The organism is Moraxella bovis, assembly GCF_002014975.1.
Lineage (GTDB): Bacteria > Pseudomonadota > Gammaproteobacteria > Pseudomonadales > Moraxellaceae > Moraxella > Moraxella bovis.
This window is the reverse complement of record NZ_MUXV01000002.1, coordinates 121,418-147,240: the sequence shown is the minus strand read 5'-3', so window position 1 is coordinate 147,240 and position 25,823 is coordinate 121,418. Positions and strand designations below refer to the sequence as shown.

Sequence of the window (25,823 nt, the reverse complement as noted above, 5' to 3'; positions counted from 1 at the left end):
TGGCGTTGGCGTTGGCGTTGAGCCTTGCTGTGCCAATTTTAGATGTACTTTATTAGCATCACTATAATCTGCTTCAAAATCCACAAGTGGACTGTTGTCATCTAAGCTGGCAAATTGACCATTTAGTGTACCTGCTGACACCACATCACGCCAAACGCTGTCTTTGGGGGTGTCTGCGATAAGTTCTTCGGCATATACTTTTAGGCTGCCCTTGCTGATGTCGGCAGTGCCTGTTACGACAAGTTTGCCATGTTCGTTTATGGTATCTAGTACGCCATCTTCATTCCAATCTAAAATGCCAATAACAAGATTTTCGCCATTCATGGTGTAATTGCCATTGATTTTTAGTACACCTTGTGTGACACCAATGTCCCCTGTGAACTTTTTAGAATTTTCATTGATTTCAAGCGTGCCTGCACCCGACTTCCAAAAACCAGCTGAATCATCGGGAGTATTTATATTAATGGCACCAACATGACCTGTCAAAACCGCATTGGGATTAATAGTGACATTTGTACCCGACTGTACATTTGCTGTTTCAAAATAAACACCCTTATTGCCAAGCTCAATTTTATTGTCTTTGGTAAAATTGGCAAATAAGTTGGGTTGGTCAGCAGTAATACCAATCTTTGCCCCATTGATGTAAATGTCAGATTGGGCAGAGTTGGCATCACGACCAATCTGTTCAACATAAAGCCCTGTTAGGTAATTATCAACATCTTGAGCCTCCAAATGAAGCGTACCTTTACCTGTATTGCCTACCACCATCTCTTTGGCAACCAACGTGCTGTCTTTGATGGTTAATGTACCTGTGCCACCTGTTGTGCCAGCCGTGCCGTTTTCGCCACCGCCACCAACATAAACGGTATCACCCACTCTAAGATGACCGACACTATATGCGGAGGCACTTTCTAAGGTGAGTTTACCAACACCGCCTGACCCCACCACCAAATTGTTGTCGACATTCAACTGAGAATTCGCCCCTTTGATGAGTACGTCTGCCTGTGAACCCTCCAACACACCCAACACAATCGTCTCTGCACGAATGGAGCTGTTGTCAAAACTGGCAACCCCTTTTGAGCCTGCCACTTGTCCAATGCCCAAACTGGTTTGGATTCTATACACATCATTGGCACTATCAAGTGTGGCATTGCCCGATGTGCCTATCATCACAAATTTTGTGTCAATGGTGGTGTTGTTACTGGTCACTTGGGCGGTTGAACCCACACCGTCTGCCAATGTGTAGCTTTCACTTAGGTTTAGCCTGCCATCTGTCAAATTGGCAACACCTTTGCCATACACGCCCACTATCACACTTTGGGCATCGATGGTGGCATTGTCAATATTGAGCGTACCTGTTGCACCATTACCACGACCAATCAACAACTGATCAGCCTTAATATTTGCTTTACCACTAAGCGTTAGTGTGCCTGTTGCACTTGATTGCTCGCCAACATTGATGACTGTACCTGACAGCACTGTATCTTGCCCTGTAAGTTCAACCGTAGCAGTACTATTATCTATATTAGCAATACTCACAATGCCAGAAGCGGTAATTTTTGCACCATTTCTACCAATCAGTTTGGCAGTATTAGATGGTGTCAATCCTAAGGCTAAAATACCACTTTTATTTGCTAGGCTAGCATTATCAACAACAACCGTTGCGTTTTGTCCAGCAGAAATCGCAATGTCATTATTACTTTCAACAACGGCTTGATTTGATATGGTGGCATCGGTGTCATCACCATTACCAAACACCAACTGCCCTTTAATGGTTACTTTGGTATTGGGGTTGCTGATAAGCACCTCGCCATCAAAAGCTCTGTTGCCCTTAATGGTGTGCGTTTGCCCATCTGTGAATTCAATATTTGCCCCAAAGCTAATCCCACTCACAACAAGCGAACTTGCTACCGCCAATGCCTTAATCGACTTGGTTTTGCCTTTTGCTTTGGCAAACTCTGATACGCATTGGTAAGTGCCTGTAGCGTGGTTAAAAACAACACGATAAATGTGATTCATAAAATACCCTTAGGTTCAAAAGATAGGTTGTTTATTGATAAAATCAATGTTTGTAATTAATAAAAAATTCAATTATACTAAAAATCCTGCAATAGGATCGGTTTCATGAAAAATTATTGATAAACGGTAGTTTTTTTATGATTGTTGGTTGGTTTTTTTGTAGGAATTGAGTTGTTTGGAAGGTGGAATGCTAAAAGCGGATGATAAAAAAGACGACCATCAGCCGTCTTTTGATATTTGTCAAATCATTCAAAAATCTTAATATAAGCCCCAGCTTTTAGTTCATCCACCCAGTCTTCTTCGGCTTGGGGAGCTTGACGGCTAAATAGTATCTCACGAGCTTTGTCTTTGCGTGCTTCATTACTCATGTCTCGTTGGCGGGTGTTTTCCACTTTTAGGATGTGCCAGCCAAACTGCGTGCGAAACGGGGTGGAAAAATCACCAGCGACAGTATTTTTCATCATGGCTTCGAACTCTGCCACCATCTGCCCGTCAGTAACCCAGCCCAAGCGACCGTTTTGGGTGGCAGAGCCTGTGTCATCAGAATACGTGGCTGCCATCGCCCCAAAGTCCGCTCCTTTTTGTAGTTCGCTGTATAGGGCGTTGATTTTTTGTTGTGCCATGGCATCACTTTGAGCATCGTCAACTTTGACCAAAATATGACTGGTCTGCCATTCAGGGATAAGCACTTGTTTGGCAGGGATTTTTTGTCCTTCAGGCGAGTTTAAAAAAGCATTGACTTCCTGCTCACCGATGTTAATGCGTGGGCGGACTTGGGCTTGCCATAGTGCCACTAGGCTGGCATCTTCGATGACTTGACGACGAAGTTCGGCATAACTGCCTGCCTGTTTACCATCAAGCGAACGTTGAAAATCTGCTAGGTTGTCAAAGCCTTCTTTGTTGGCAATGGCGAGCAGTTCACGATTGACCGCATTTTCATTGGGGCTAAACCCTGCACGATTCACCAGTCCAAGCTGTAATTTGCGTGTGATGAGGGCATCCATGGTAAGATTTTGGATTTCGGCGTTAGATAAGGCAATACCTCTGTCACGATATTCACGAGCCATGGCTTGACTGGCGGTGATGAACTCGCTTTTTAGGATAATCTCGTCATTAACCTGTGCCAAAATACCATCGGCACTGCTTGTTACGCTAGGGGTGTTGGCGGTGGCGACTGTTGCCATGCCTAGGCTTAGACTGATGGTAAGCAGGGATTGGATAAGGGGATGTTTCATTGTTGTTCCTATAAAATTGTTAATAAATAAACTAAATCAGTTTAGCATTTCATCATCATCTCGTCAAATGCTATGATTTAAATAAATCAATAATCCTGCTGCCATGCTCGATTGACAGTGTCATAACCCAAGACTTTATCCGACATCAGACGGTTTAGCTTACCGCCACTGGTGATGCCATTTAGGCGAATCTCTGCCATGATGGCGTTATCCGCCCCTGCTTCGGGGTTTAGGTCGTTGCGATAACGGCGAGCATAGACCGACAACCCATAACAGCAATCTTCATAATTAACCCCAACCAAGGCATCGAGTAGGCGGTCGTTTTTGTAGTCGTATTGGGCTTGGGTCATGACACGCCAGCGGTTGTTGATGGGAAAGACGGCAGATGCGGTATAAGCCGATAGGGTAAGCTGACCTGTGGCGGGGTTGTCTTTGCGTTCGATGACACCAAAGTTGTACAGCTGATTATCACTGGGCTGATAACGTAGTTGGGCGACGATGGCACTTAGGTCATAGTTGGGGGTGAATGCTCCGCCAGCTTCTACCCAAAAGTTATCCGTCGGCTGAGTGGATGCTCGCCACGCCATCCCTGATGTGCTGCCTGTAAAGGTTTGGCTGTCATCTGCGCCCACACGAATGTCATCTAAATAAATCTGCTCGGCAATGCCCCCGTCAAAGCGTGTCAGACCCGACCCATCCACATAGCGATAATGCAGGGCAGGGGTGATGGCGTGCAAGTCGCCAATGCGGTCATAGCCCAAGAACCAAGAATCAGACAGCAGGCGGTCGTAGCTAATTTGTCCGATGGCAGTTTCAAAGTTAGGGATATTGCTTTGGTCTTTGTAGGGGGTGTAGGTGTATTTTAGGCGTGGCATGATGACTTGATGACCGCCCAAGCTGTCGTCATACAGCCCAAAGGGTGAACCTGCCTTTTCAAAAAATAGCCCTGTATCTAGTCCAATCCTAGGGGCGAACACCGAATAAGTGCCTTCATCTTCGGTAAGATTCTGTCCGATAAGGCTGTCCTCATCATAAGACGCATACAGATGTGTCAAAGCAAGCGATGGCGTGGCATAGCCCCATGAGCGAGTCATCGGATAGCTTGCCGAGAGCTGGTTGTACATGCGAAAGCCTGATTTTTCCGTCTCGGAGTTGTCTTTGATGGATTTTTTAAAATAGGCAGAGTTGTGAACCCCTTCTACTGTTAGGCGGTTTAGCACGTCAAATTCATTGACAAGTTTTGGCAAGCGATAATGCACCGACAACTGGGGCAGGCGTGAGTAAGGCTTGTCTTTATCTAAGATGGTCGTGCCGTCGCTGTTTGTGCCGTGCAATGTCTGAAAGGTCTCCGCTCGCAAGTCGGCACTGATGTAGTCATTATAGTAGCTTGCCCCGATGTTGCGTGGCAAGTTAAGTGGGTTGCCTTCGATGCCGAGCGTGTCAAAATCATTAAGATAACTGCTGTCCGAGACATAGCGATAATGAGCGTAGGCGGACAGATGAGGGTGGCGTTTGGACTGCCAGTAGTGGTCATAAAACAGGCTTTTGCGGTCTTCGTTATTGTATTTGCGGTCATTGGGCAAATAAGAGCCACGCAATACGCCTGCCCCGACATGCTGTGTCAGATAGCGAAATTCGCCCGTGAGCATGGGGTTTTTGTTGCTAAACACCGTGGGCGTGATGGTGGCGTCATGGTTAGGGGCAAGGTTTAAATAGTAAGGCGTGCTAATCTCAAAACTGTCCGAGCCAAACCCTGCTGTCGGCAACAAAAAGCCACTGGCACGTCTGTCATCAATGGGAAAGTTAAAATACGGCAAATAAAAGACAGGCACGTTACCGATTCTTAGTGTGCTGTTTTTTGCCACGCCACGCCCTGTGTCGTTATCAATGTCAATGCTACTGGCGTCCAAATGCCATTTGCGTTCGGTTGGCGGGCAAGTGGAGAACATGACGTCCTGCATGTGGTATTGGTTATCGCCGACTTTGTTTAGGGTGTGGGCGTGTCCATGGGCGTTCATGGTGGTACTGGCAAAGGCGACGTCATGAGCGGTGGCGGTCCTGCCGTCATCAGCGTAGTATAAGTTATCGGCAACCCCGATAATCCCTGCACCGCTTACCTTGCTACCGCCAGTGCTGGGCGGTCGGTCATCACTAAACAGCACTTGCCCTGTGGCACGCATTTGCCCTGTGCTAGGCTGATAGATGAGCTTGTCAGCGACGATTTGCTGATTGTTTTGTTCGATGATGACATTACCAGCAAGCTCGGCGTAGTCTTTATTGTCATAGTAGCCGTAGTCAGCTTGGGCGTAGAAAGTCTCGTTATCATCGCCATGACCTCGATAGCCCAGAGTTTGGCTTAGACTCTCTCGCTTGGGCTGTACCCACACCCCTTCACAGCGTGCCACGTGTCCGCCGGTGCTTGGCTTGGCGTGATAATATTGGGCAAGTTTGGCAAGACTTTGGCTTTTTTGTGTGTTGGCATGATGGTCTTGGCTGATGTTCTCACTGCTGATAAACGTGGTGTTTTGCTTGCCCTGACCGCCTTGGCTATCATGAATGTCCGATGTGACAAATGATGTGGGGTTTGGGTTATGATTTGATGTGTTACCCTGTTTGTCACTGCCTGCCAGTTTATCATTAAGATATGGATTATCATCAAGCTGTGGGTTGTCCTGCGTACGGTATTGGGGGCTTTGCGAAGTGATGGCATGATGGGACAGATGAGCAAGTCTGGGCTGAGTGATGGTGGGGACAGAATTGGCGGTTTGGGTGTCATTGTTGGTAATAAATCCCAAACCATCATCGGTCTTAGCCTCTACCTTTGCCCCTGCAACCGTTTGAACGGCGGCAGGCGTGGGCGTATGGCTCATCGTGCTGTTGGAGCTTGGGCGTGTGATGTCATCGGATGTCACAAAACTTTGGGCGTGACTTAGGGTAGGCAATACGCCAAACAACGCCATGCCGACACAGATGGTCAATTCGTGTTTTTTGCCAAAAAAATCCTGTTTTTGTCTGTCCTGTTTGTTCTGCGTTGCCTGTCCACGTGTCATGATGTTACCTGAATTGACTTAGGGTGATTTTTAAATGTGGTTAAAGTTGGTTATTTTACCCTATTTTTGATTTAAAATTAATAGGGCGTACCTACCCTTGATAACATTTTTTAAAAATATGATGAAAATTTAGGGATTTCAAGCCATTTTCATATGAAAAATGGCTAAATCTTGTGGCTTGAAGTCAAAATCCTTGTTGATATTTCAATATCAACTGCGGACTTTTTCCTTGCAAAACGGGCGATTCCCCTGTTTTTTTAAATAGGTGTTTTTCATGGCAAATACCAAAGGCAGGCACGCCCTAGTTTTTGTCATGTCTTAAAAATTTGCCGTCAAAAAACAATACACCGAAAATGACTGGTGTAACGCCCAAAAATCCGCTAAACTATGGCATCTATTTAACCATTTAACCAAATCATTTAACTTAACGATTTTAACCATAAGGGCATACCATGACTCGCCATGATGAGATGATGAATTTTTTAAACAATCACCTAACTGCTGGTTTTACGGTAGAGAGCTTGGCAGGAGATGCCAGTTTTCGCCGTTATCATCGCATTCATTTTAAGGTGACAAGCGAACACGATAAAGATAAAATGACGTATCTTTTGATGGATGCTCCGCCTGACAAAGAGAGCGTGACTGAATTTGTATCGGTGGCAGGTATCATGAGTGAAGCGGTGAATGTGCCTGACATCATTGCCCAAGACATTGCCAAGGGCTTTTTATTATTACAAGACTTTGGCACGACCGAATTTGCCCATTTAATCAAAGACGATAAAGCAAATATGTCTCGCTATTACCAAAAAGCCTATGAGACATTAATCAAATTACAGGATTTGGACATTGATGTTGATTTGCCAGCATATAGCGATGAGAAATTAAATGATGAGATGGATTTATTTAGCCAGTGGTTCTCGCCGTATATTAACGTATCATTTACCGCCGATGATGAGTTATTATGGGAGCGACTAAAAAAACAAGTCATCACTGATGTCCAAAGTCAGCCCAAAGTCATTGTTCATCGGGATTATCACAGTCGCAATCTCATGCAAGATAAAGCGTCTGATGAGCTGGGCGTGATTGACTTTCAAGATGCGGTGATTGGGGCAGATACTTATGACTTGGTGAGTTTGGTGCGAGATGCGTACATTGATGTGGATGAGACGTGGGTGAATGAACAGATTGGAATTTTTTATGAATTAAAAAACCCGAACATGACATTGAATGACTTTACCAAAAATGTCAATATCATGGGCATACAGCGACATTTAAAAGTCTTGGGGATTTTTATTCGTCTGTATCAGCGAGATAGCAAAGCGCGTTATTTGCAAAACATCCCCAAAGTGATGAATAATTTGTGCCATGAGCTTAACTGGCTAAGTGAGCAGGGCGGTGATGATATTTATACTGATTTTAAGGAATTCATTTGTCAAAAAATCCTACCTACTTATAATCAGGTATTTATATCGGCATAAATAAATGAAAATAGGATGATGATATGATAAATTGTCCTATTTTTATTTTGATGTTTGATGTGTTTAATTTTACAATTGATATGATTTATTTATTTTAAAAACCCAATCATTTATAAAAACTTATTTATAAAAGGCAAACCATGATAACCCAAGCCATGATTTTATCAGCAGGTAAAGGCACCAGAATGCGTCCTTTGACCCTGACCACGCCCAAGCCTCTTGTGATGGTGGCACAAAAGCCCCTGATGGTGTGGCATATCGAACGTCTAAAACAGGCAGGCATTACCGACATTACTCTAAATGTCGGCTATTTGGGCGGGGTGATTATTGACTTTTTTAAAGGTCGTGATTTTGGCGTGAATATCCACATATCCGATGAGAGCGTCCTGCCTGAGCCTTTGGAGACAGCAGGGGGTATACGCTATGCACTGGCTCATGGGAAACTAAAAGATGAGCCGTTTTTGCTCATTAATGGCGATGTGTGGAGCGAGTTTGCGTTTGACGGACTGGCTCATCACAGTCTTGGTAATCATCTGGCTCATCTGATGCTGACCGCCAATCCTGAGCATAACCCCACGGGCGATTTTGCTTTGGCACAGATGTCGGCAGGGGGGTCGGGTGTGGTCGGACTAAAAAGCGATGACGGCAACAACTACACCTTTGCTGGCATTAGCGTGATGTCTCCACAGATGGTGGCAGGCGTGGGCGTGGGCGAGATAGCACCACTGGCACCACTGCTACGTTCGGCGATGGCAGGGGGGCGTGTCAGTGGCGAGATACTGAGTGATAAATGGGTCGATGTCGGCACGATGGAGCGACTGCATGAAGTGGAGCAGTATGTTCGAGGCGTTTGGTAAAAACGGGTGGGAGAATTTTATAAAATAGTTTTTAAAAAATAATTTCATAAATTTCAATGGTTTATAAATTTTATGTAAAATTTCTCAAAAAACCATTTGACACCCACCAAAAAATCTATATAATACGCACCACAACGAACGACATACATAACAAATAAACATGGTTTAAATTGTTTATTAAAACAGTTAAGTAAGTCAAGTTCGGGCGGTTAGCTCAGTTGGTAGAGCGTCTGCCTTACAAGCAGAGGGTCAGCGGTTCGAATCCGTTACCGCCCACCATTTTAAATCTTTTATGGTTAAAAAAGATTGGCGACCTTAGCAGCGGTAGTTCAGTTGGTTAGAATACCGGCCTGTCACGCCGGGGGTCGCGGGTTCGAGTCCCGTCCGCTGCGCCATTTTTAACTGGTTTTTCCAGTTTATCCCCTAAGTCTCCCCTGACTTAGGGATTTTTTTATGTCTTTATTTTATACACTAGGGTATACCTGCTTTCATATTTACCATAAAATGAGAAAAACTGCCCGTTTTCAAGGAGATATCAAAGGTGGTGTACCCTAATTTCTAAAATTCTAAAATAATACAACAGCTTCAAAGGTTGTTTTATTGACGCAGTTTGGTGTCTTCTTCTGTCATGATTTGCCGTGCCACATGAATGATAAGCTGTCTTAGCCATTTATGAGCAGGGTGGTGTTGTAGTAGGGGCGACCACGCCATTTTAAGCTCAAATTCTGGAATGAAAAATGGCGGTTCTTTGACCACGATTTGTGGATTATTTTGGGCTTGTAGGTTTGCCACACGAGTGGGTAGCGTGGCAATCAGGTCTTTGTTGGCGGTGAGCATGGCAGGCATTTGATAATGACGGGTAAACACGCTGATTTGGCGTTTTTGTCCCAGTCGCTGTAAGGCTTGGTCGATGGAACCCAGACCGCCTGATTTTTCAGGATTGACCCCAAAACCCACGCCCATGCCCGTTTTGGATACCCAGACGTGCTGAGCTTTTAGGTAATTTTTTAGGTTAAAACGGTGCAAATGGGGCGACTCTGCCGACAGCAGACAACTAAACGTATCACGCCACACCAACACCTGATGAAAACTCTGCGGTATCTCATTAAAGCGGTTAATCGCCAAATCCACTCGCCCCTGTTCCATGTCCCGATACGACACATCGGACGGGGTCAAAAAGTCCAAAATCACGTTCGGGGCTTCGCTTCTAAGGGCTTTGACAAGGCGTGGCACAAGCGTGGCTTCGGCATAGTCCGATGTCATAATCCGAAATACCCGAGACGTACTATACGGACGAAACTCGGTGCGTGGCTCCAACAGCATCCCCACGTCCGAGAGTATCTCACGAATACGTGGCTGTAACTCACAGGCTCGCTCGGTCGGGGTCATGCCTTCGGACGACCGCACGAGCAAGGGGTCATTAAACAGCGAACGCAATCTACGTAAAATATTACTCATCGCAGGCTGAGTAATGCCAAGCTGTTCGGCGGCACGGGTGACGTTTTTCTCACGCAGTAGCACGTCTAAATAAACAATTAGGTTTAAATCAACTTTTTGTAAATTCATAATTGCCCTTTTTATGTTTTGTATTTAATGTAATTGCACCATTTCATTTTTGGTGATTTGTAAAACACCATCAATCGCTTGATAAGATTGCACTTTTTTATTTAAATCAGTTGCCGTAATTTTTACCGCCACGGCATTTATGTTGTCATATAAATAAACAATCTCATCGTGATAATGATTGATGTGTGTTAATAAATTGTCTTTTTTGTCTTTGTCAAAATAAATAATAAAAATATCCGACTGGGCGGTTTGTGTCATTTGTGATTTTTTATTACCAGATTTGTGGTGAATGTTGACACAAGCGGTTAATACGATAATAGGAATTAGTAATAAATATTTCATAAATTGCCTTTTTAAAAAATGAAAATATTTTTGATAAATAGGCTAAATGATTAAAACTTGTGTCCCTGCATCTACCACATCATATAGCCACACCACGTCATTATTTCTCATACGAATACAGCCATGCGACATCGGCACGCCCACAGGCTCGGTATCGGGCGTGCCGTGAATGTAGATATATCGGGCGTGGGTATCGCACACCGCACCGTCTGCGGTTTTGCCAAGATTATAACCGTTTTCCACACCTTTTAACCACAAAATCCGACTCAAAATCCAGTCCCTGTCAGGATTGGTTTGCCCCAACTTGTCATCATAAATCTCGCCTGTAAACACTCGCCCGACAAAGACGGCATTTTTGGGGTATTCGCCCCCAATTTTATTGTTAATAATATGCTTACCAAGTGGCGTACACCCTGTATTTTCAAGTTGTCCTGTGCCATTTTTGGCGGTAGAGACGGGCAGAGTTTTGATGAGCTTATCACCATCAAATACGGTCAAACTTTGAGCGGTGGTGTCTATTTTTAAGGTTATCATAGGGTTAGGGCAATCATGGCTTTATGATGACTGGGTCATCAATTTTAAAAATGATGACTATTTTAAATTTTACTAGTTTAGCAAATTTTTAAAAATTTTTCGCTTATTTTTGTGAAAATTTGCCAAATTTTTAAAATTTTTACCCTAAGATTTGCCAAAAGTGTTATAATTTTTGGATTGCATGCTTTTATTTTATGAAAATTGGAGTTGGTATGAGTAGCACCATTTTAGAATCTTTGCCCTTGGGCGAAAAGGTAGGTATCGCATTTTCGGGCGGTTTGGATACGTCCGCCGCCATTTTGTGGATTAAACAAAAAGGGGCAATGCCTTATGCTTATACTGCCAATCTGGGGCAACCCGATGAGTCCGACTACGACTCAATCCCTGCCAAAGCCATGCAATATGGGGCAGAAAAAGCCCGCTTGATTGACTGTCGTTTACAATTAGTTCGTGAAGGCATTTGTGCCATTCAGTGTGGGGCGTTTCATATCACGACAGGCGGTATGCCGTATTTTAACACCACGCCACTGGGACGTGCGGTAACAGGCACGATGCTTGTAACCGCCATGAGCGATGACGGCGTGGACATTTGGGGCGATGGTAGCACCTATAAGGGCAATGACATTGAGCGTTTTTATCGTTATGGGCTACTCACCAATCCTAAGCTTAGAATTTATAAGCCTTGGTTAGATGAGACCTTTATTGATGAGCTTGGTGGACGAGCGGAAATGAGCCAATTCTTGATTGATAACGGTTTTGACTACAAAATGAGCAAAGAAAAGGCGTATTCTACCGACTCAAATATGCTTGGGGCGACACATGAAGCCAAAGATTTGGAATTTTTGAACGCAAGCCACAAAATCGTAGAACCTATCATGGGTGTACGCTACTGGGACGAGAGCGTGGAGATTGTCCCCGAGACCGTTACAGTGGAGTTTTTTGAAGGTAATCCTGTGGCACTAAATGGCGAGACATTTGATGACCCTGTGGCACTCATGCTAAAAGCCAATGAAATCGGCGGACGACATGGCTTAGGCATGACCGACCAAATTGAGAACCGCATCATCGAAGCCAAATCCCGTGGCATCTATGAAGCCCCTGGCATGGCTCTCTTGCACATCGCTTACGAACGCTTGGTTACAGGCATTCACAACGAAGACACCATTGAGCAATATCGCATTAACGGACTGCGTTTGGGTCGCTTGCTCTATCAAGGTCGCTGGTTTGATAGCCAAGCATTAATGCTTCGTGAGACCGCCCAGCGTTGGGTCGCCAAAGCCATTACAGGCGAAGTGGTGCTAGAACTTCGCCGTGGCAACGACTACTCTATCCTAGACACCAAATCACCCAATCTTACCTACGAGTCTGAACGCCTGTCTATGGAAAAAGTAGAAGACGCAAGCTTTACCGCCACTGACCGTATCGGACAGCTGACCATGCGTAATCTTGACATCGCTGATACCCGTGCTAAATTGGGTATTTATAGTAATGCAGGGCTTTTGGGACTGTCGGGTGGTAATGCCGTGCCACAGCTTGACAGCAAATAAGTCATATCAATCAAAAGAGCGAGCTGAATGTTTCGCTCTTTTTTATTAGAGCGTGCCTACCTTGATAACATTCTTATAAAATAAGTTAAAAACTTAATACTTTAAATTAATTTTTGCATGAAAAATGGTTATCCGACCACTTAATTTAAAAAATTAAGTTAAAACTCTTAAAATTTACCCAGTTAAGTGGTCGGATGTTTTTCTGCGTCAAAAACTTGTCTGATAGAAGACTCACAGCCTCAAGTTTTTTCCTTGAAAAACGTGTGATTTTTCGTGATTTTCATTGCAAATACCAAAGGCAGGCACGCCCTAAAAAATTTTTAAAAATAGTCATGGATTGATAAAATTTTTTACAAAAAATTTGTTATACTAATCATATTTTTACTCATGTCATTAAACAGTCATTTTAACCCATTTATAAATAATTTTATCAATTAAGGATAACACGTGCGTGCTTTAAATGCCATTGACCATGTATTTTTAATGCTTGAAACTCGCAAGGAGCCGATGCACGTTTCAGGTTTGTGTATTTTTGAGGTGCCTGACGGGGCGGGTGATGATTTTTTGACAAAGTTGGTATCAGACATTGAAGTGACACGCACCAAGCCAAGCTTTCCTTTTAATCAAGTGCTAAGCAAGAGGCTGTTTTGGGAGCCAGATGGGGATTTTGATGTTAATCATCATTTCCGCCATGTCGCCCTGCCCAAACCCGGTGGCACACAAGAGCTGACGAACTATATCTCACGTGAGCATGGGCTGATGTTGGATAGAGCCAAGCCGTTGTGGGAATTTCATCTCATTGATGGGCTTGCCCCTGCTTACGATGGTGGTAACGCTCGCTTTGCCCTGTTTTTAAAGATTCATCACGCCATGGCAGACGGTATCGCCGCCATGCGACTGCTTCAAATGTCGCTCTCAGCGTCCAAAACAGAGAAGATGACCGCCCCGTTTTGGTCGTTATCCACCAAATACCGCAGTCAAATCAACGCCATCTTACCCATTCACAAACCGCCCCTAAAAATCATCAAAGAACAACTTACCACCATCTATCCTGTGGGGCGAGAGCTGGTTAATAGTGTCAAAAATCACTTTGGGGAAAAGAATCTGCATTTTACCAGTACCTTTGATGCCCCCAAGTCTATCTTAAATCAAAAAATCAGCAGTTCACGTCAGCTGTCGTTTGTCTCGTTTAAAAAAGGGCGATTTGCAAAGATTGCCGAGCATTTTGGGGCGACGACCAATGATGTCCTGCTTGCCATCTGTGCAGGGGCGTTGCGTGAATATTTGCTCGTCCAAGATGCCCTGCCTGCCAAGCCACTCATCGCCTTTGTGCCGATATCGCTTCGCCGTGATAAAAGTGCCATGGGCAATCAGCTCTCGTTCATCCTTACCAACCTTGCCACGCACAAATCTGACCCTGCCGAGCGTCTATTGACCATCAAGGCAAGCGTGGATGATGGCAAACAGCGATTTTCCCGCATGAATCAGGCACAAGTCATTAATTATAGTCTGCTTACTTATGGCATGGCATTTGCCAACCTAAGCACGGGCGTGATGCCGACCCGCCAAGCCTTTAATCTCATCATCTCAAATGTACCAGGAGATAATACGCCATTGTATCTTAATGGGGCGAGACTGACGGGGATTTTCCCTGCGTCGGTGCTATTAGATGGGCAGGCTTTAAACATCACGCTAACCAATTATCAAGACAAGATAGATTTTGGCATTACCGCTTGCCAAAGTGCTTTGCCACACATTGAACAGCTGATTGAGTTTTTGGAGCAGGAATTGTTGGTGTTTGAAAGACTGTTGCCAAAAGAATAAGATGACAAAACCCTTATGCCACACATCGTCTGGGTGTTGTTTGCTTGATGGGCGTGGTTAATTTGGCTAGGGTTTGGACAATCATGTCGTTACTGATGGTGCGTGTCTTGTCGCCATGAATGACGGTCATGATGGCATGGCAAGTGCAATGAGTGGCTTGATGATGAGCGGTTTGGCGGGTCATGGCTGTACCTGTCTTAATTAAAATTAGTGGTGGGTTACAGGTTTAGTGTAGCCCAATTAAGAAGTGGGGACAACCATTTTTCGCCATTTTTCTTGATAAATTGTAAACAGATGTTTTGTTTATGACTGGCTAATGACAAGCCCTAATAATTATCGCAAACTCTTGGGTAGAGAAAAAGTAACATTCTCTTCAATGCCCGACAGCTCAGTGGGGGCATCTGCTCCCCAGTCTTGCAAGGTGTCTAGCACTTCTTTTATCAGCACTTCGGGGGCGGACGCACCTGCGGTAACTCCGACTTTGTCCACGCCATCAAACCATGCCTTATCCATCTGAGAAGCGTTATCAATGAGGTACGCCTTTGCCCCCAGTCGTTCGGCAAGCTCACGCAAGCGATTGGAGTTGGACGAGTTGGGCGAACCGACCACGAGGACGATTTGACATTCTTTTGCCAAAGATTTTACCGCATCTTGACGGTTTTGGGTGGCGTAGCAAATGTCGTCTTTTCTTGGGGCGTTGATTTGGGGGAATTTATCTTTTAGGGCGTCTATCACTTGGGCGGTGTCGTCCATAGATAGAGTGGTCTGAGTAACAAACGCAAGTTCTTTGTCCGCCCCAAAGTCTAAGTTTGCCACGTCATCCACATCTTCGACCAGATGAATGCGACCGCCAAAACTGGTGTCAAACCGCCCCATCGTACCCTCCACCTCAGGGTGTCCTGCGTGTCCGATAAGAATGGCATCCATACCGCCTTTGGCAAATTTACCCACTTCAATATGCACCTTGGTAACCAAAGGGCAGGTGGCATCAAACACGGTCAAATCACGGCGTGTCGCTTCGTCTTCGACTGCTTTGGATACGCCATGAGCCGAGAAAATCACAATCGCCCCATCAGGCACTTCGTCCAGCTCTTCGACAAACACCGCCCCACGACGAGCCAAATCTTCAACCACAAATTTGTTGTGGACGACTTCATGGCGGACATAAATGGGCGGATTAAAACGGCATAAGGCTTCATTAACAATGGCAATAGCACGGTCAACGCCAGCACAAAAGCCACGGGGATTGGCAAGTAGAATTTGCATGAAAGATTTCCAAATAACTCAACATCAAACGGCTTACTTTATCATAATTTGTCGTTTTAGGATATGACAATTTGTGCTATAATCTGTCAATCATCATCATTTGGCGAAATCATCATGACGAACACAAACCCCACCCAAGGCACGCTTTTTATCATCACCGCCGCCTCAGGCACAGGCAAGACTTCACTGGTCAAGGAGCTACTTGCCACCACCAAAAATCTCGTGGTTAGTGTCTCGCACACCACCCGTGAACCCAGACGTGGTGAGATTGATGGCGAGCATTATTATTTTACTAATAGAGATGAGTTCATCCGCTTGGTGGGGGAGAGTGAGTTTTTGGAGCATGCCGAAGTGTTTGGCAATTATTATGGCACCAGTAAGACGGCGGTCAATGATTTGCTCAGTGCGGGCATGGACGTGATTTTGGAGATTGATTGGCAAGGAGCACTACAAGTCAAAAAACTCATTCCTCAAGCGGTGATGATTTTTATCCTACCGCCAAGCCGTGAAGCCCTGCGTAGCCGTCTGATGAATCGCAACCAAGATGCCACAAAGGTCATCGAGACCAGACTGGCAGGGGCGGTGCGTGAGATGCAAGAGTATGTGAACTTTGACTATGTGGTAATTAATGATGATTTTGATGTGGCATTATCTGAGATAAAATCCATCATCACTGCTTATCGCCTTGCCATCGACAAGCAAACGGCACGCCATGAAAAATTAATCAGTCAGTTATTGGCAAGTTAGGGTGTGTCAAACCTTAATTTTCCACTTTTAAAATAGTAAAAATCTGTTATAATAATAGATTGTTATCAATGTAAAGAGTGTGATTTATGGCACGAGTGACGATTGAAGATTGTTTGGATACGGTGGATAACCGTTTTGATTTGATTTTGGTGGCATCAAGACGAGCACGTCAGCTTGCCACAGGGCGTGCCGACCCGTTGGTGACTCCCGAAGGCGACAAGCCAACCGTGCTTGCCCTGCGTGAGATTGCCGATGGTCATGTGACCCGTGCGATTTTAGATAAGCCTGAAGAAGTGTATGTGAAAAAAGAACCGCCACCGTTTGATCCAACGGCTAATGGTTTTTAAAATCATATACAGTCCTAAAAACCATGCTTTTGGCGTGGTTTTTTGTTTTGTCATTCATTAAACTTTCTGATTTTATCATAAAAATAACTCCATAAAAACGGATAATTTTCCCTTGACAATTTAACGAAAAACTGATTAATTATAAAGTTCGGATTGGGGATTTTTTTAGATAAAATCATGCCCCACTTCAAGAGCTTTTTGTTAGGGCGTGCCTGCCTTTTGTATTTGCAATGAAAATCACGAAAAATCACACGTTTTTCAAAGAAAAAACTTAAGGCTGTGAGTCTTCTATCAGACAAGTTTTTGACTTCGAGCCACAAGATTTAGCCATTTTTCATGCAAAAACGATTGATTTATTGCTAAAAATTTTAAAATTGTAAATAGTGTTATAAAGAGTGGGCACGCCCTAATTAAACAACCAACCAACACACTACCGAGCCAAACCAATCATGTTAGCCAACTACCACGCCGATAATATCCCTACACGTTTTAGTCATCCTTTGGTGGATGAAGCCAAAGACAGCCTGATGAATGCGGTCAGCTACTTAGATGCCAAAGAGCGGGCGGATGTGCTACGGGCGTGCCATTTTGGCGACATGGCACACATCAAGGACAAACGCAAATCGGGCGAGCCGTACATCACGCACCCCATTGCGGTGGCGGAGATTTTGGCGGGGTTCTCACTTGATAAAGATTCTATCATTGCTGCGATTTTGCATGACACGGTAGAAGACACCGAAGTCACCGATGAGCTGGTGGCAAGTGAGTTTGGCGAGACGGTGGCACGGCTGGTGGATGGCGTAACTAAGCTAAAATCGGGCAACATGAGCAAACAGCAATCGCAGGCAGCGACTTTTCATAAGATTTTAAATGCCACGCTCATAGACCCCCGTGTACTCATCATCAAGCTGTCTGACCGCTTGCATAACATGAGTACCATGGATGCGGTACGAGAAGAAAAACAAAAATCAACCGCTCGTGAGACGTTGGATTTTTATGTGCCGTTCGCGCGCATTATGGGGCTAAACGACATCGCTGACTACATCGAGCTTTTGTGTTATCGCAACCTTAACCCTGCCATGTACAACAAATTTAATGACAAGCTGTTACAACATGGTTTGGGGCGTAATTTTCAAAAGATTGAGATTAGCACTTACCTACAAAACCTGCTGGGACATCTAAATCTAAAAGGACATGTGCAGGTGCTGGACAACCGCACAAGCATGTATCGGCAGTTCTTTAAAAACCGTGGGCAAGCCAATCGCTTGATTCGCCAATATGATTTTGAGGTGGTGCTAGAAGACATCGGGGCGTGCGACAAACTGGCGTATCATCTCATTCAAAAGTTTGAAATCGCTGACCGTAACATTCAGGACAATATCCGTAAACCCCTAGCAGGGGGCAATCAGTCGCTGTCGCTGATTTATCAAAAAGATTATAACTTCATCAAAGTCACGCTCATGACCGCACGCATGAAAGAAGCGTCTAGCTTGGGCGTGCTTGGCAATAGCAAAAATGACATCAGTCAGTCGGTGATACAGGCAAGTTTGCGTAATATGAAGGATTTGGCGGCGGTCGAAGGCGAAGATGCGGAGACGTCGCTTAAAGTCATCAATGAGCTTATGAGCTATCTGCATGAGCGTAAAATCGTCTGTTATAGCCCCCAAGGGCGTGCCTATGAGCTACCCCGTGGGGCGACGGCACTCGATTTTGCCTATGCGGTCGGGCCTGCCGTGGGTAACATCGCCACAGGGGCGGACATCAATGGCGAGCATGGTAAGCTTGGGTTGATGCTAGCAGATGGTGACACCGTGAGCATTGATATTGATAAAAATGCCACGCCCAAGGCAGATTGGCTTGGCTTTGTGGCGACCAACAAAGCCCGCAATGAGATTTTAAAATTCCTAAAACATCTGCCCCATGACCAAAAAGAGCATTATGGCAAAGAAGCCTTGATGCGTGCCTTAAAGCCTTATGATAAAACACTAGATGACTTATCCGAGCAGGATTGGGCGGATATTTTGGCATGGCGTGGCGTGTCAAGCCAAACCGAGATTTTCCTACAAATCGCCACAGGCACACTACTGCCACAGTTGGTCGTCTCTCGTCTGTTTAGCGAAGAAGTGGATGTGGCAGACGGGGCGGAGATTACCCAAACCAAGCATTTATTAGCAGGCATTAAGGGTTTGGAGATTACCTTTGCCAAATGTTGTAATCCCATGTATGGCGATAACATTGTCGGACATTTGTCGGCACGTCAAGGGCTGACCGTCCATCGTCATAAATGCTATTCACTAGAAAACATCCGTGCTGAGAATCCTTATCAGGTCATACAGCTCAACTGGAAGTCGGATATCAAGCTTGACCATGCCAACTCGATTGGACAGCTGCATTTTCCTGCCACACTCAAAATCCACGCCATGCTAAATGAAGAGCAGATGAGTCAGGCGATTTATGAGCTGCGTGATTTGAACATTGGTATTGAGCAGACGTCTGTCAAGGCAGATGAGAAATCAGGCGGTGGGGTCGGGGCGACCTTTATACAGGTGGTGGTGCGTTCCCGAGCTCATTTAGAAGAAGGTATCATGAAGCTACGCCAAGTGCTGGGCTATCCTAGTATCATGCGACTGTATCAGATGCCGACTTAATGCTCTGTGCTTTTGCACAAAACAAACCCTGCCAATATGCAGGGTTTGTTTTCAACCATGCCATGATAATTTAGATTAACGTTTGATGGCACGCTCATAGATGGCACGGTTCTCAGGAAGGAGCTTTTCCATCGCTTGAATACGACTGTCGTTATTGGGGTGGGTAGAGAAAATGCTACCTGCCTTGCTACCACCGCCTTTTTTGGCGTTCATCTTTTTCCAAACGTTGATGGCATCAGCAGGGTTGTAACCTGCCATCGCCATCAGTCGCATGCCGAGTGCGTCCGCTTCGTATTCGTGATGGCGAGAGTGGGGTTTATCAAGTCCGTATTCGTGTAACACACTTGCCCCGAGATTGACCATGTCGGCATTATAACCTGTATTGGCTTGGACAGCGGCGGCACCAAGCTGTACCGCTAGGCTAGACAGGACGTTTGCTCCCATTTGTTTTTTACTGTGTTCTAGCAAAGCATGAGCCATCTCGTGTCCGACAATGGCGGCAATCTCGCTCTCGGTCAAGTTATAATTCTCAGCCAGTCCTGTGTAAAATGCCATCTTGCCCCCTGGCATCGCCCAAGCATTCTCGGTTTTATCCCTAACCACGGTCATTTGCCAGTCAAAACGTATGCCTGTGTTATTTAGGGAGTCGGCATGTGGTCTTAGACGGTTAAAGGCACGTTGAACGGTCTTGGCGGTGTTTGATGTGGTATCAATCTTGGCTTTGCTGAGCATTTGTTGATAGTGGGAGCCTGCTTGGGCGTTTAGGGTTTTGGTGTCCATGCCTGCCATGTCAGCAACGGTGGTGCAACCCGATAAAGTCAAGGTGGTACTAAGTAGGGCGATGCTTAATTTTTTCATAAAAAGTCCTGATTGGGTAAAACATAAAACCATCATAGCATTTTCAAAGTTTAAAAACAACATGGTGAACGGGTGCTTTAACAATAAAAAATACTTGAATATTCATGGTAATTTGTTTAATATAATCTTACCATTTCTTAAGGAGTAAGCCATGTGTTGTCAAATTGACCTAAATTCTAAATCTGACGTGGTGCATTTTTTGGGCAAAACCGAACCCAATCTTTTGCCAAAGACATCCGATAATGTCGCAGGTAACATCGTCTATACGGGCGAGCCTGCCATGAGTCTGTGGGATAAAATTATGGCTCGTTGGCAAGCTAACAAGACGAGCAAGTAATAAGCGGGTAAATTACAGACAAATGAACACCATTTAAGATAAATGGTATTTAAACAGCATTTAAACATAGAAATATCTTAGGAATAACCATGCCAAAACAAATCATTCATGCTGACAACGCCCCAAAAGCAGTGGGAACGTACTCACAAGCTGTCAAGGTGGGTAATACCGTCTATGTCTCAGGTCAAATCGGGCTTGACCCTGTAAGCATGACCTTGCGTGATGGGTTTACCGCCCAAGCTGAGCAAGTGTTTGATAATATTGAAGCCATTGCCAAAGTAGCAGGCGGTAGTTTGGCGGATGTGGTAAAGTTTAACGTATCATTAGATGATTTGAATGATTTTAATGAATTAAATCAAATCTTTGAATCTCGTCTCACCGCTCCTTATCCTGCCCGTGCCGCCCTAGAAGTCTCTGCCTTACCAAAAGGGGCGTTGGTGGAGATTGAAGCGATTTTATATATCGAATAAATTTTGGTATTGGTCTAAAAAGTATGCTGAACTAGATTTTCCGTTCACCCTGAGCNNCTCACCACGAACGGTTTTCCTTGTAGCATACTTTTTGAACCAGAGCCTAAATTTTTAATAAATGTCAATGTAAGGGCGAATACCGCCCTTATTTTTATGTTAAAGACCACACCATGCTAATCCAAGTCGCCTTGCCTGTACCGCTTTATCGCCTGTTTGATTATCGTGTGGCGGACGTGTTGCCACCGATAGGCGTGCGTGTCAAAGTGCCGTTCGGTCGCCAAGAGTTTATCGGCATCGTGGCAGGGCATGTCCACCCCGATGACAGTGATGTGCCACAGGATAAATTAAAATCACTCATTTATGTGATAGATGATGAGCCGATTTTTGATGAATATTTTTTTAAACTTGCCCGATGGCTGTCGTCTTATTATCATTATCCGCTGGGCGACACGATGGCGGTAATGTTACCCACGCTCATCAAGGCAGGGGCGGATGTCAGTGATGAGGTATGGCGATATCGGGCGGTCGCTCACGCTGATGATGGGTTTGTTAAAGGCGTGCTGAGTAAAACTGCCAAAAAACAGCACGCTGATTTTGTCGTTATCCGTGATAACCCGAACGCCACCAAACACACCTTGCGGATGCTTGGGGTAACAGAGCGAAATTTGACACTATTTGTCCAAAAAGAGCTGATAGAATGTCACACTGCCCCAAACACACCGCCCCTGCCTGCCCAAGTGGTGCAAGAGCCACTGACCCTAAATGACGAACAACGCTTGGCACTGACGCAGATAAGCCAAATCATACATGACGGGCGTTATCAAGGTGTATTGCTCAATGGCGTAACAGGCTCGGGTAAGACCGAAGTGTACCTACAAGCGATGGAGCAGGTGCTGGCACAGGGTCGGCAGGTGCTGATTATGGTGCCTGAGATAGGACTGACCCCACAGAGTCGGGAGCGTTTCTCGGCACGCTTTGGGGCGAATGTCGTGGTGTTACATTCATCATTAAACGACAAAGAACGGCTGTCGGGATGGCAGGCGTGTCGGCAGGGGCAAGCCCAAATCATCATCGCCACACGTTCGGCACTGTTTTACCCCTTTGCCAATTTGGGACTGATTATTATTGATGAAGCTCACGATACGAGCTTTAAACAGCAAGACCATTTGCGATATCACGCCTGTGATGTGGCGTTGTATGTGGGGGTGTTAAAACAAATCCCTGTGGTGCTAGGCACGGCAACGCCCATCCTTGAACAAATTAAACTTGTCCGTGATGGCAAACTGCATGAATGCAAACTCACCAAACGGGCAGGGGGTGCGATACCGCCCACGTTTCGCCTTGTGGACATGAGAGTGGGAACACAATGGCAGACGGACATGACAGGCGAGAGCCGTGATACCGAACTGGCTCATCAGACAGTGCAGGCGGTGCGTGAGACCTTAGGGCGGGGCGAGCAGGTGTTGATGTTTCTAAATCGCCGTGGCTATGCCCTGATTCTCTTATGTGGGGCGTGTGGCTGGCAAGCGGACTGCATGCGGTGTAGCAGTCATCTGACCTTGCACAAAAACCCCTTCAAAAAAGCACGCTATGCCAATGAGCAGTATCTGTATGATTATCTAAAATGCCATCATTGTGGCTATCAGGTGGTGACGCCCAAGGTTTGTCCGAGCTGTCATAGCCCAAATCTTGTACATTTGGGGCAGGGGACAGGGCAGTTGTACGAAAGGTTGCACAGCATTTTTGCCAATCCCCAAACCGTCCAGACCCCTTATCCCATCGTGCAGATAGACCGTGATACGGTGCGTGGCAAGGGGGGATGGGATAGACTGTATGAACGTGTTAGTACGGGCGAGCCAATGATATTGTTAGGCACACAAATGCTGGCAAAAGGTCATCATTTTCCTAATGTCACGCTAGTGGTGATTGTCAATGCTGACAGCGGATTTTTGTCGCCTGATTTTCGTTCGCCTGAGCACACCGCCCAGATGATTATGCAGGTGGCAGGACGAGCAGGGCGTGCAGGACGAGCAGGGGAGGTGCTGATACAGACCCTAAACCCTGATAATCCATTACTGCTTGATTTGATACGCTACGGTTATGATAAATTCGCCCATGACTTATTGGCAGAACGGTATGGATTGGGACTGCCTCCGTATAGTCATGCGGTGCTGGTGCGGGCGGATGCTCATCGGCTTGATGTCGCCAAAAATGCCATCATCGGAGCAAAAAACCATCTGCCCCAAGCTCATCCCTTTGCCGTGCTTGCCCCCATTGATGCCCCGATGGTCAAGAAAAACAACCGCTTTCATGTGCAGATGCTCATCCTTGCCAAAGAACGCAAAGTGTTACATGACGTGTTGGCATGGTGGTGGCAGGACGTGCTTGCCCTGCCCAGCTCTCGGGGGGTCAAGATGGCGATAGACATTGACCCTGTGGGATGGTAGATGGTCAAAAAAGATGTTTGCAATATCCTTTTGTGGCATGAACTTTATTCTTTACGTGGCACGCTATCCACATCAATGGCGTCTTTTATGAGTTCATTGCTGATGGTTACGCCTTGATTTTGGGCGTGTTTGGGGCTGACGTAGAGCGTGAGTTTGTTCATGACCTCAGGGGCGATGTCGGTAGGCTTAGTGCCGTCTAGGGTCTGGGCGACCAGTTTGGCGGTGGTTACCCCAAAATCAAAATCATTGACCCCAAGTCCTGCACTCGCCCCACGTCTAACGCTAAACTCATCGGATGCAATGACAGGGATTTTTAACTCATTGGCAACCCCAACCATCGCCTCCATTGCCGATGCCACGCCATTGTCAAGTGATGTATAAATCAAATCGGCGCGTCCATCCAAAGCACGAGTGGCGGCAGCGACATCGGCCGAGCGGTTGGCAGGCACGTCCACAAGGGTCATCCCACGCTTGGGAAGTTCGATGGCAAGCTGTTCTTTGATGGCTACAGAGTTTGCCTCACCGGGGCTATATACAAAGCCGATACGCTTGGCACCAGGCTTGATTTGGGTAAATAAATCAAGCTGTGGTTCAAGCGGTAGCTGGCTAGACAGTCCGGTGATGTTCGCTTGTAGGGCTTGGTTGTTATTATCGATAAGTTTAGCCGCCACAGGGTCGGAGACAGCGGTGTAAATCAGGGGAATACTCTGGGTTGCTGCCGCCAGACTCTGGGCGGTGGGGGTGGTGATGGCAACGATGGCATCAGGAGTGTCGGCGGCGAACTGCTTGGAGATTTGCCCCATGGTCGCCATGTTACCCTGTGCTGATTGGAAATTTACCGTCAGATTTTGTCCTTCTTGGTAGCCATGTTGCCCCAAGCCATAAATCACCCCTTTTCTGATGTCGTCAAGCGATGGGTGTTCCACAATGGCACCAATGGCAATGGTTTTGGGGGCCTTTTGGCTGGTGGTGTCTTGGGTAGACTCTTCGGCAGGCGTGGCGGTAGGTTTGTCATTACCACAGCCAGTCAGTAGGGCGATGGCAAGTGTTAAGGCGGATAAGGCGTACGTTTTCATAAAAATCCTTAATAGATAAGTACACTAAAAATTTGGATAATTTAACACATTTAACCCAAAAAAACAGCGGTTTTTGTAAAAATATTGTCATTTTGTCATCGCTAAATTTAATTATACCCAAAAATATGCTATTATTAATCGCAAATTTAATAAGATGAGCAAACAGACATGAGCGAGAGTAAAAGCGGATTTTTTGCCCGCATGAAAGCAGGATTATCCAAATCCAGTAAGAATTTATCAGAAGGTCTGATGAATGTCCTAGTCGGTGGCAAAGAGATTGATGATGAGTTGTTAGAAGAAGTCGAAGACCAGCTTCTGGTGGCGGACATTGGCGTGGATGCGACCAATCGGATTATCACGAGCCTAACCGAGCAGACGGCACGGGGCGATTTGATTTATTCGCACTCGTTATATAAAGCCCTAAAAAAAGAGTTGGTGGACATTTTAGAACCCAAAGTTGCCCCGCTTATCATTGACTCGACCAAAAAACCGTTTGTGATTCTCATGGTTGGCGTTAATGGCGTGGGTAAGACCACGACCATTGGCAAACTTGCCAAACGCTTACAGAGTGAAGGCAAATCGGTCATGCTCGCAGCAGGCGACACGTTTCGGGCGGCAGCAACTGAACAGCTTCAAGTGTGGGGCGAGCGTAATGGCATTCCTGTGGTGGCACAGGGGCAGGGTTCGGACAGTGCGTCGGTGATTTTTGATGCCATGCAGTCAGCGAAAGCAAAGGGCATTGATGTGCTTATCGCCGATACCGCAGGGCGATTACAAAACAAAACGTATCTCATGAACGAGCTTGAAAAAGTCATTCGTGTCATGAAAAAAGCAGATGAGACCGCCCCACATGAGTGCATGATTGTACTAGATGCTGGTACGGGTCAAAATGCCATTAGTCAGGTCAATCTATTTAGCGAAGTCGCCCCATTATCAGGCGTTACCATTACCAAACTGGACGGCACGGCAAAAGGCGGTGTGGTCTTTAATGTTGCCCAGACGACCGATGTTCCCATTCGCTTTATCGGCGTGGGCGAGCAGATTGATGATTTACAGCCCTTTGATCCCAAAGAGTTTGTAGATGCACTCATCAGCGAAGAAAAATGACAAAAAGGCGAATGCATTTCACCTTTTATTGGGGCGTGTTGAATATTGGTATTTGCAATGAAAATCAC

21 protein-coding genes and 2 tRNA genes are annotated in these 25,823 nt (G+C 45.7%); 13 read left to right on the top strand and 10 right to left on the bottom strand.

Going from position 1 to position 25,823, the window contains the following annotated elements; genetic code table 11:
* From B0182_RS00865 to B0182_RS00855, 3 genes are all read right to left on the bottom strand, one after another.
* Window positions 1-2,019: ESPR domain-containing protein (locus B0182_RS00865; protein ID WP_143821632.1), on the bottom strand; the 2,019-nt coding region annotated here is incomplete at its 3' end.
* Window positions 2,020-2,264: 245 nt separating this feature from the next.
* A complete protein-coding gene (locus tag B0182_RS00860) occupies window positions 2,265-3,254 on the bottom strand; it encodes a peptidylprolyl isomerase (RefSeq protein WP_078273130.1) in 990 nt (329 codons plus the stop codon).
* An 86-nt stretch (window positions 3,255-3,340) separates the two neighbouring features.
* Complete coding sequence (locus B0182_RS00855) at window positions 3,341-6,304, bottom strand: LPS-assembly protein LptD (RefSeq protein WP_228157697.1); 2,964 nt, start codon at window positions 6,302-6,304, stop codon at window positions 3,341-3,343.
* A gap of 452 nt (window positions 6,305-6,756) precedes the next feature.
* Between B0182_RS00855 and B0182_RS00850 the strand changes: the two genes are divergently transcribed.
* From B0182_RS00850 to B0182_RS00835, 4 genes are all read left to right on the top strand, one after another.
* Window positions 6,757-7,782 (top strand): aminoglycoside phosphotransferase family protein, encoded by a 1,026-nt coding sequence (locus B0182_RS00850; protein ID WP_078273129.1) that lies wholly within the window; start codon window positions 6,757-6,759, stop codon window positions 7,780-7,782.
* 140 nt (window positions 7,783-7,922) lie between these two features.
* Window positions 7,923-8,639, top strand: a complete 717-nt coding sequence (locus B0182_RS00845; protein WP_078273128.1) for a nucleotidyltransferase family protein — start codon at window positions 7,923-7,925, stop codon at window positions 8,637-8,639.
* A gap of 203 nt (window positions 8,640-8,842) precedes the next feature.
* A tRNA-Val gene (locus B0182_RS00840) sits at window positions 8,843-8,918 on the top strand.
* A 39-nt stretch (window positions 8,919-8,957) separates the two neighbouring features.
* Window positions 8,958-9,034: transfer RNA gene (locus B0182_RS00835), tRNA-Asp, on the top strand.
* A 202-nt stretch (window positions 9,035-9,236) separates the two neighbouring features.
* Here B0182_RS00835 and B0182_RS00830 read toward each other — a convergent pair.
* The 3 genes from B0182_RS00830 to B0182_RS00820 are packed head-to-tail and all read right to left on the bottom strand — an operon-like array spanning window position 9,237 to window position 11,081.
* The gene (locus tag B0182_RS00830; protein ID WP_078273127.1) at window positions 9,237-10,205 is read right to left on the bottom strand and encodes a LysR family transcriptional regulator; all 969 of its coding nucleotides are present in this window, start codon (window positions 10,203-10,205) and stop codon (window positions 9,237-9,239) included.
* A gap of 24 nt (window positions 10,206-10,229) precedes the next feature.
* Window positions 10,230-10,547, bottom strand: coding sequence for a hypothetical protein (locus tag B0182_RS00825; RefSeq protein ID WP_078273126.1), 318 nt, complete (start codon window positions 10,545-10,547; stop codon window positions 10,230-10,232).
* A gap of 42 nt (window positions 10,548-10,589) precedes the next feature.
* Window positions 10,590-11,081, bottom strand: a complete 492-nt coding sequence (locus B0182_RS00820; RefSeq protein ID WP_078273125.1) for a L,D-transpeptidase — start codon at window positions 11,079-11,081, stop codon at window positions 10,590-10,592.
* A gap of 212 nt (window positions 11,082-11,293) precedes the next feature.
* Between B0182_RS00820 and argG the strand changes: the two genes are divergently transcribed.
* On the top strand, window positions 11,294-12,628 hold the full coding sequence (argG, locus tag B0182_RS00815) for an argininosuccinate synthase (protein ID WP_078273124.1): 1,335 nt from the start codon (window positions 11,294-11,296) through the stop codon (window positions 12,626-12,628).
* A gap of 447 nt (window positions 12,629-13,075) precedes the next feature.
* On the top strand, window positions 13,076-14,452 hold the full coding sequence (locus tag B0182_RS00810) for a WS/DGAT/MGAT family O-acyltransferase (protein WP_078273123.1): 1,377 nt from the start codon (window positions 13,076-13,078) through the stop codon (window positions 14,450-14,452).
* Between the two features lie 13 nt (window positions 14,453-14,465).
* On the opposite strand, the gene B0182_RS14125 is transcribed toward B0182_RS00810, so the two are convergent.
* Together B0182_RS14125 and ispH are read right to left on the bottom strand one after the other, a co-directional pair.
* Window positions 14,466-14,636 (bottom strand): hypothetical protein, encoded by a 171-nt coding sequence (locus B0182_RS14125; RefSeq protein ID WP_158079585.1) that lies wholly within the window; start codon window positions 14,634-14,636, stop codon window positions 14,466-14,468.
* A 149-nt stretch (window positions 14,637-14,785) separates the two neighbouring features.
* Window positions 14,786-15,718, bottom strand: coding sequence for a 4-hydroxy-3-methylbut-2-enyl diphosphate reductase (ispH, locus tag B0182_RS00805; protein WP_029102094.1), 933 nt, complete (start codon window positions 15,716-15,718; stop codon window positions 14,786-14,788).
* Window positions 15,719-15,832: 114 nt separating this feature from the next.
* On the opposite strand from ispH, the gene gmk reads away from it, so the two are divergent.
* The 3 genes from gmk (at window position 15,833) to B0182_RS00785 (ending at window position 19,460) form a co-directional block, all read left to right on the top strand.
* Entirely contained in the window at window positions 15,833-16,465 is a 633-nt protein-coding gene (gene gmk / locus B0182_RS00800) for a guanylate kinase (RefSeq protein ID WP_112742450.1), read from the top strand.
* A gap of 86 nt (window positions 16,466-16,551) precedes the next feature.
* A complete protein-coding gene (rpoZ, locus tag B0182_RS00795) occupies window positions 16,552-16,812 on the top strand; it encodes a DNA-directed RNA polymerase subunit omega (RefSeq protein ID WP_051225765.1) in 261 nt (86 codons plus the stop codon).
* Window positions 16,813-17,261: 449 nt separating this feature from the next.
* Window positions 17,262-19,460 (top strand): RelA/SpoT family protein, encoded by a 2,199-nt coding sequence (locus B0182_RS00785; protein ID WP_078273120.1) that lies wholly within the window; start codon window positions 17,262-17,264, stop codon window positions 19,458-19,460.
* Window positions 19,461-19,535: 75 nt separating this feature from the next.
* Here B0182_RS00785 and B0182_RS00780 read toward each other — a convergent pair whose 3' ends face one another.
* Window positions 19,536-20,318 (bottom strand): M48 family metallopeptidase, encoded by a 783-nt coding sequence (locus B0182_RS00780; RefSeq protein WP_078273119.1) that lies wholly within the window; start codon window positions 20,316-20,318, stop codon window positions 19,536-19,538.
* A 151-nt stretch (window positions 20,319-20,469) separates the two neighbouring features.
* On the opposite strand from B0182_RS00780, the gene B0182_RS00775 reads away from it, so the two are divergent.
* The 3 genes from B0182_RS00775 (at window position 20,470) to B0182_RS00765 (ending at window position 23,572) form a co-directional block, all read left to right on the top strand.
* Window positions 20,470-20,655 (top strand): hypothetical protein, encoded by a 186-nt coding sequence (locus B0182_RS00775; RefSeq protein WP_078273118.1) that lies wholly within the window; start codon window positions 20,470-20,472, stop codon window positions 20,653-20,655.
* Window positions 20,656-20,744: 89 nt separating this feature from the next.
* Window positions 20,745-21,125 carry a Rid family detoxifying hydrolase gene (locus B0182_RS00770; protein ID WP_078273117.1) on the top strand — a complete coding sequence of 127 codons (381 nt, stop codon included), beginning with the start codon at window positions 20,745-20,747 and terminating at the stop codon, window positions 21,123-21,125.
* Window positions 21,126-21,295: 170 nt separating this feature from the next.
* Complete coding sequence (locus B0182_RS00765) at window positions 21,296-23,572, top strand: primosomal protein N' (RefSeq protein WP_078273116.1); 2,277 nt, start codon at window positions 21,296-21,298, stop codon at window positions 23,570-23,572.
* A 44-nt stretch (window positions 23,573-23,616) separates the two neighbouring features.
* Here B0182_RS00765 and B0182_RS00760 read toward each other — a convergent pair whose 3' ends face one another.
* Window positions 23,617-24,648: an ABC transporter substrate-binding protein gene (locus tag B0182_RS00760; RefSeq protein ID WP_078273115.1), complete on the bottom strand. Its 1,032-nt coding sequence runs from the start codon at window positions 24,646-24,648 to the stop codon at window positions 23,617-23,619.
* A gap of 168 nt (window positions 24,649-24,816) precedes the next feature.
* Here B0182_RS00760 and ftsY point away from each other — a divergent pair, with 168 nt between their 5' ends.
* Entirely contained in the window at window positions 24,817-25,755 is a 939-nt protein-coding gene (gene ftsY / locus B0182_RS00755; RefSeq protein WP_078273114.1) for a signal recognition particle-docking protein FtsY, read from the top strand.
* The last annotated feature ends 68 nt before the right edge of the window (window positions 25,756-25,823 follow it).

What these genes read in the sequence shown, in the direction of transcription:
- B0182_RS00860 (WP_078273130.1), bottom strand. Translation starts at nt 3,254, where the DNA reads ATGAAACATCCCCTTATCCAATCCCTGCTTACCATCAGTCTAAGCCTA.
- B0182_RS00855 (WP_228157697.1), bottom strand. Translation starts at nt 6,304, where the DNA reads ATGACACGTGGACAGGCAACGCAGAACAAACAGGACAGACAAAAACAG.
- B0182_RS00850 (WP_078273129.1), top strand. Translation starts at nt 6,757, where the DNA reads ATGACTCGCCATGATGAGATGATGAATTTTTTAAACAATCACCTAACT.
- B0182_RS00845 (WP_078273128.1), top strand. Translation starts at nt 7,923, where the DNA reads ATGATAACCCAAGCCATGATTTTATCAGCAGGTAAAGGCACCAGAATG.
- B0182_RS00830 (WP_078273127.1), bottom strand. Translation starts at nt 10,205, where the DNA reads ATGAATTTACAAAAAGTTGATTTAAACCTAATTGTTTATTTAGACGTG.
- B0182_RS00825 (WP_078273126.1), bottom strand. Translation starts at nt 10,547, where the DNA reads ATGAAATATTTATTACTAATTCCTATTATCGTATTAACCGCTTGTGTC.
- B0182_RS00820 (WP_078273125.1), bottom strand. Translation starts at nt 11,081, where the DNA reads ATGATAACCTTAAAAATAGACACCACCGCTCAAAGTTTGACCGTATTT.
- argG (WP_078273124.1), top strand. Translation starts at nt 11,294, where the DNA reads ATGAGTAGCACCATTTTAGAATCTTTGCCCTTGGGCGAAAAGGTAGGT.
- B0182_RS14125 (WP_158079585.1), bottom strand. Translation starts at nt 14,636, where the DNA reads ATGACCCGCCAAACCGCTCATCATCAAGCCACTCATTGCACTTGCCAT.
- ispH (WP_029102094.1), bottom strand. Translation starts at nt 15,718, where the DNA reads ATGCAAATTCTACTTGCCAATCCCCGTGGCTTTTGTGCTGGCGTTGAC.
- gmk (WP_112742450.1), top strand. Translation starts at nt 15,833, where the DNA reads ATGACGAACACAAACCCCACCCAAGGCACGCTTTTTATCATCACCGCC.
- rpoZ (WP_051225765.1), top strand. Translation starts at nt 16,552, where the DNA reads ATGGCACGAGTGACGATTGAAGATTGTTTGGATACGGTGGATAACCGT.
- B0182_RS00785 (WP_078273120.1), top strand. Translation starts at nt 17,262, where the DNA reads ATGTTAGCCAACTACCACGCCGATAATATCCCTACACGTTTTAGTCAT.
- B0182_RS00780 (WP_078273119.1), bottom strand. Translation starts at nt 20,318, where the DNA reads ATGAAAAAATTAAGCATCGCCCTACTTAGTACCACCTTGACTTTATCG.
- B0182_RS00775 (WP_078273118.1), top strand. Translation starts at nt 20,470, where the DNA reads ATGTGTTGTCAAATTGACCTAAATTCTAAATCTGACGTGGTGCATTTT.
- B0182_RS00770 (WP_078273117.1), top strand. Translation starts at nt 20,745, where the DNA reads ATGCCAAAACAAATCATTCATGCTGACAACGCCCCAAAAGCAGTGGGA.
- B0182_RS00765 (WP_078273116.1), top strand. Translation starts at nt 21,296, where the DNA reads ATGCTAATCCAAGTCGCCTTGCCTGTACCGCTTTATCGCCTGTTTGAT.
- B0182_RS00760 (WP_078273115.1), bottom strand. Translation starts at nt 24,648, where the DNA reads ATGAAAACGTACGCCTTATCCGCCTTAACACTTGCCATCGCCCTACTG.
- ftsY (WP_078273114.1), top strand. Translation starts at nt 24,817, where the DNA reads ATGAGCGAGAGTAAAAGCGGATTTTTTGCCCGCATGAAAGCAGGATTA.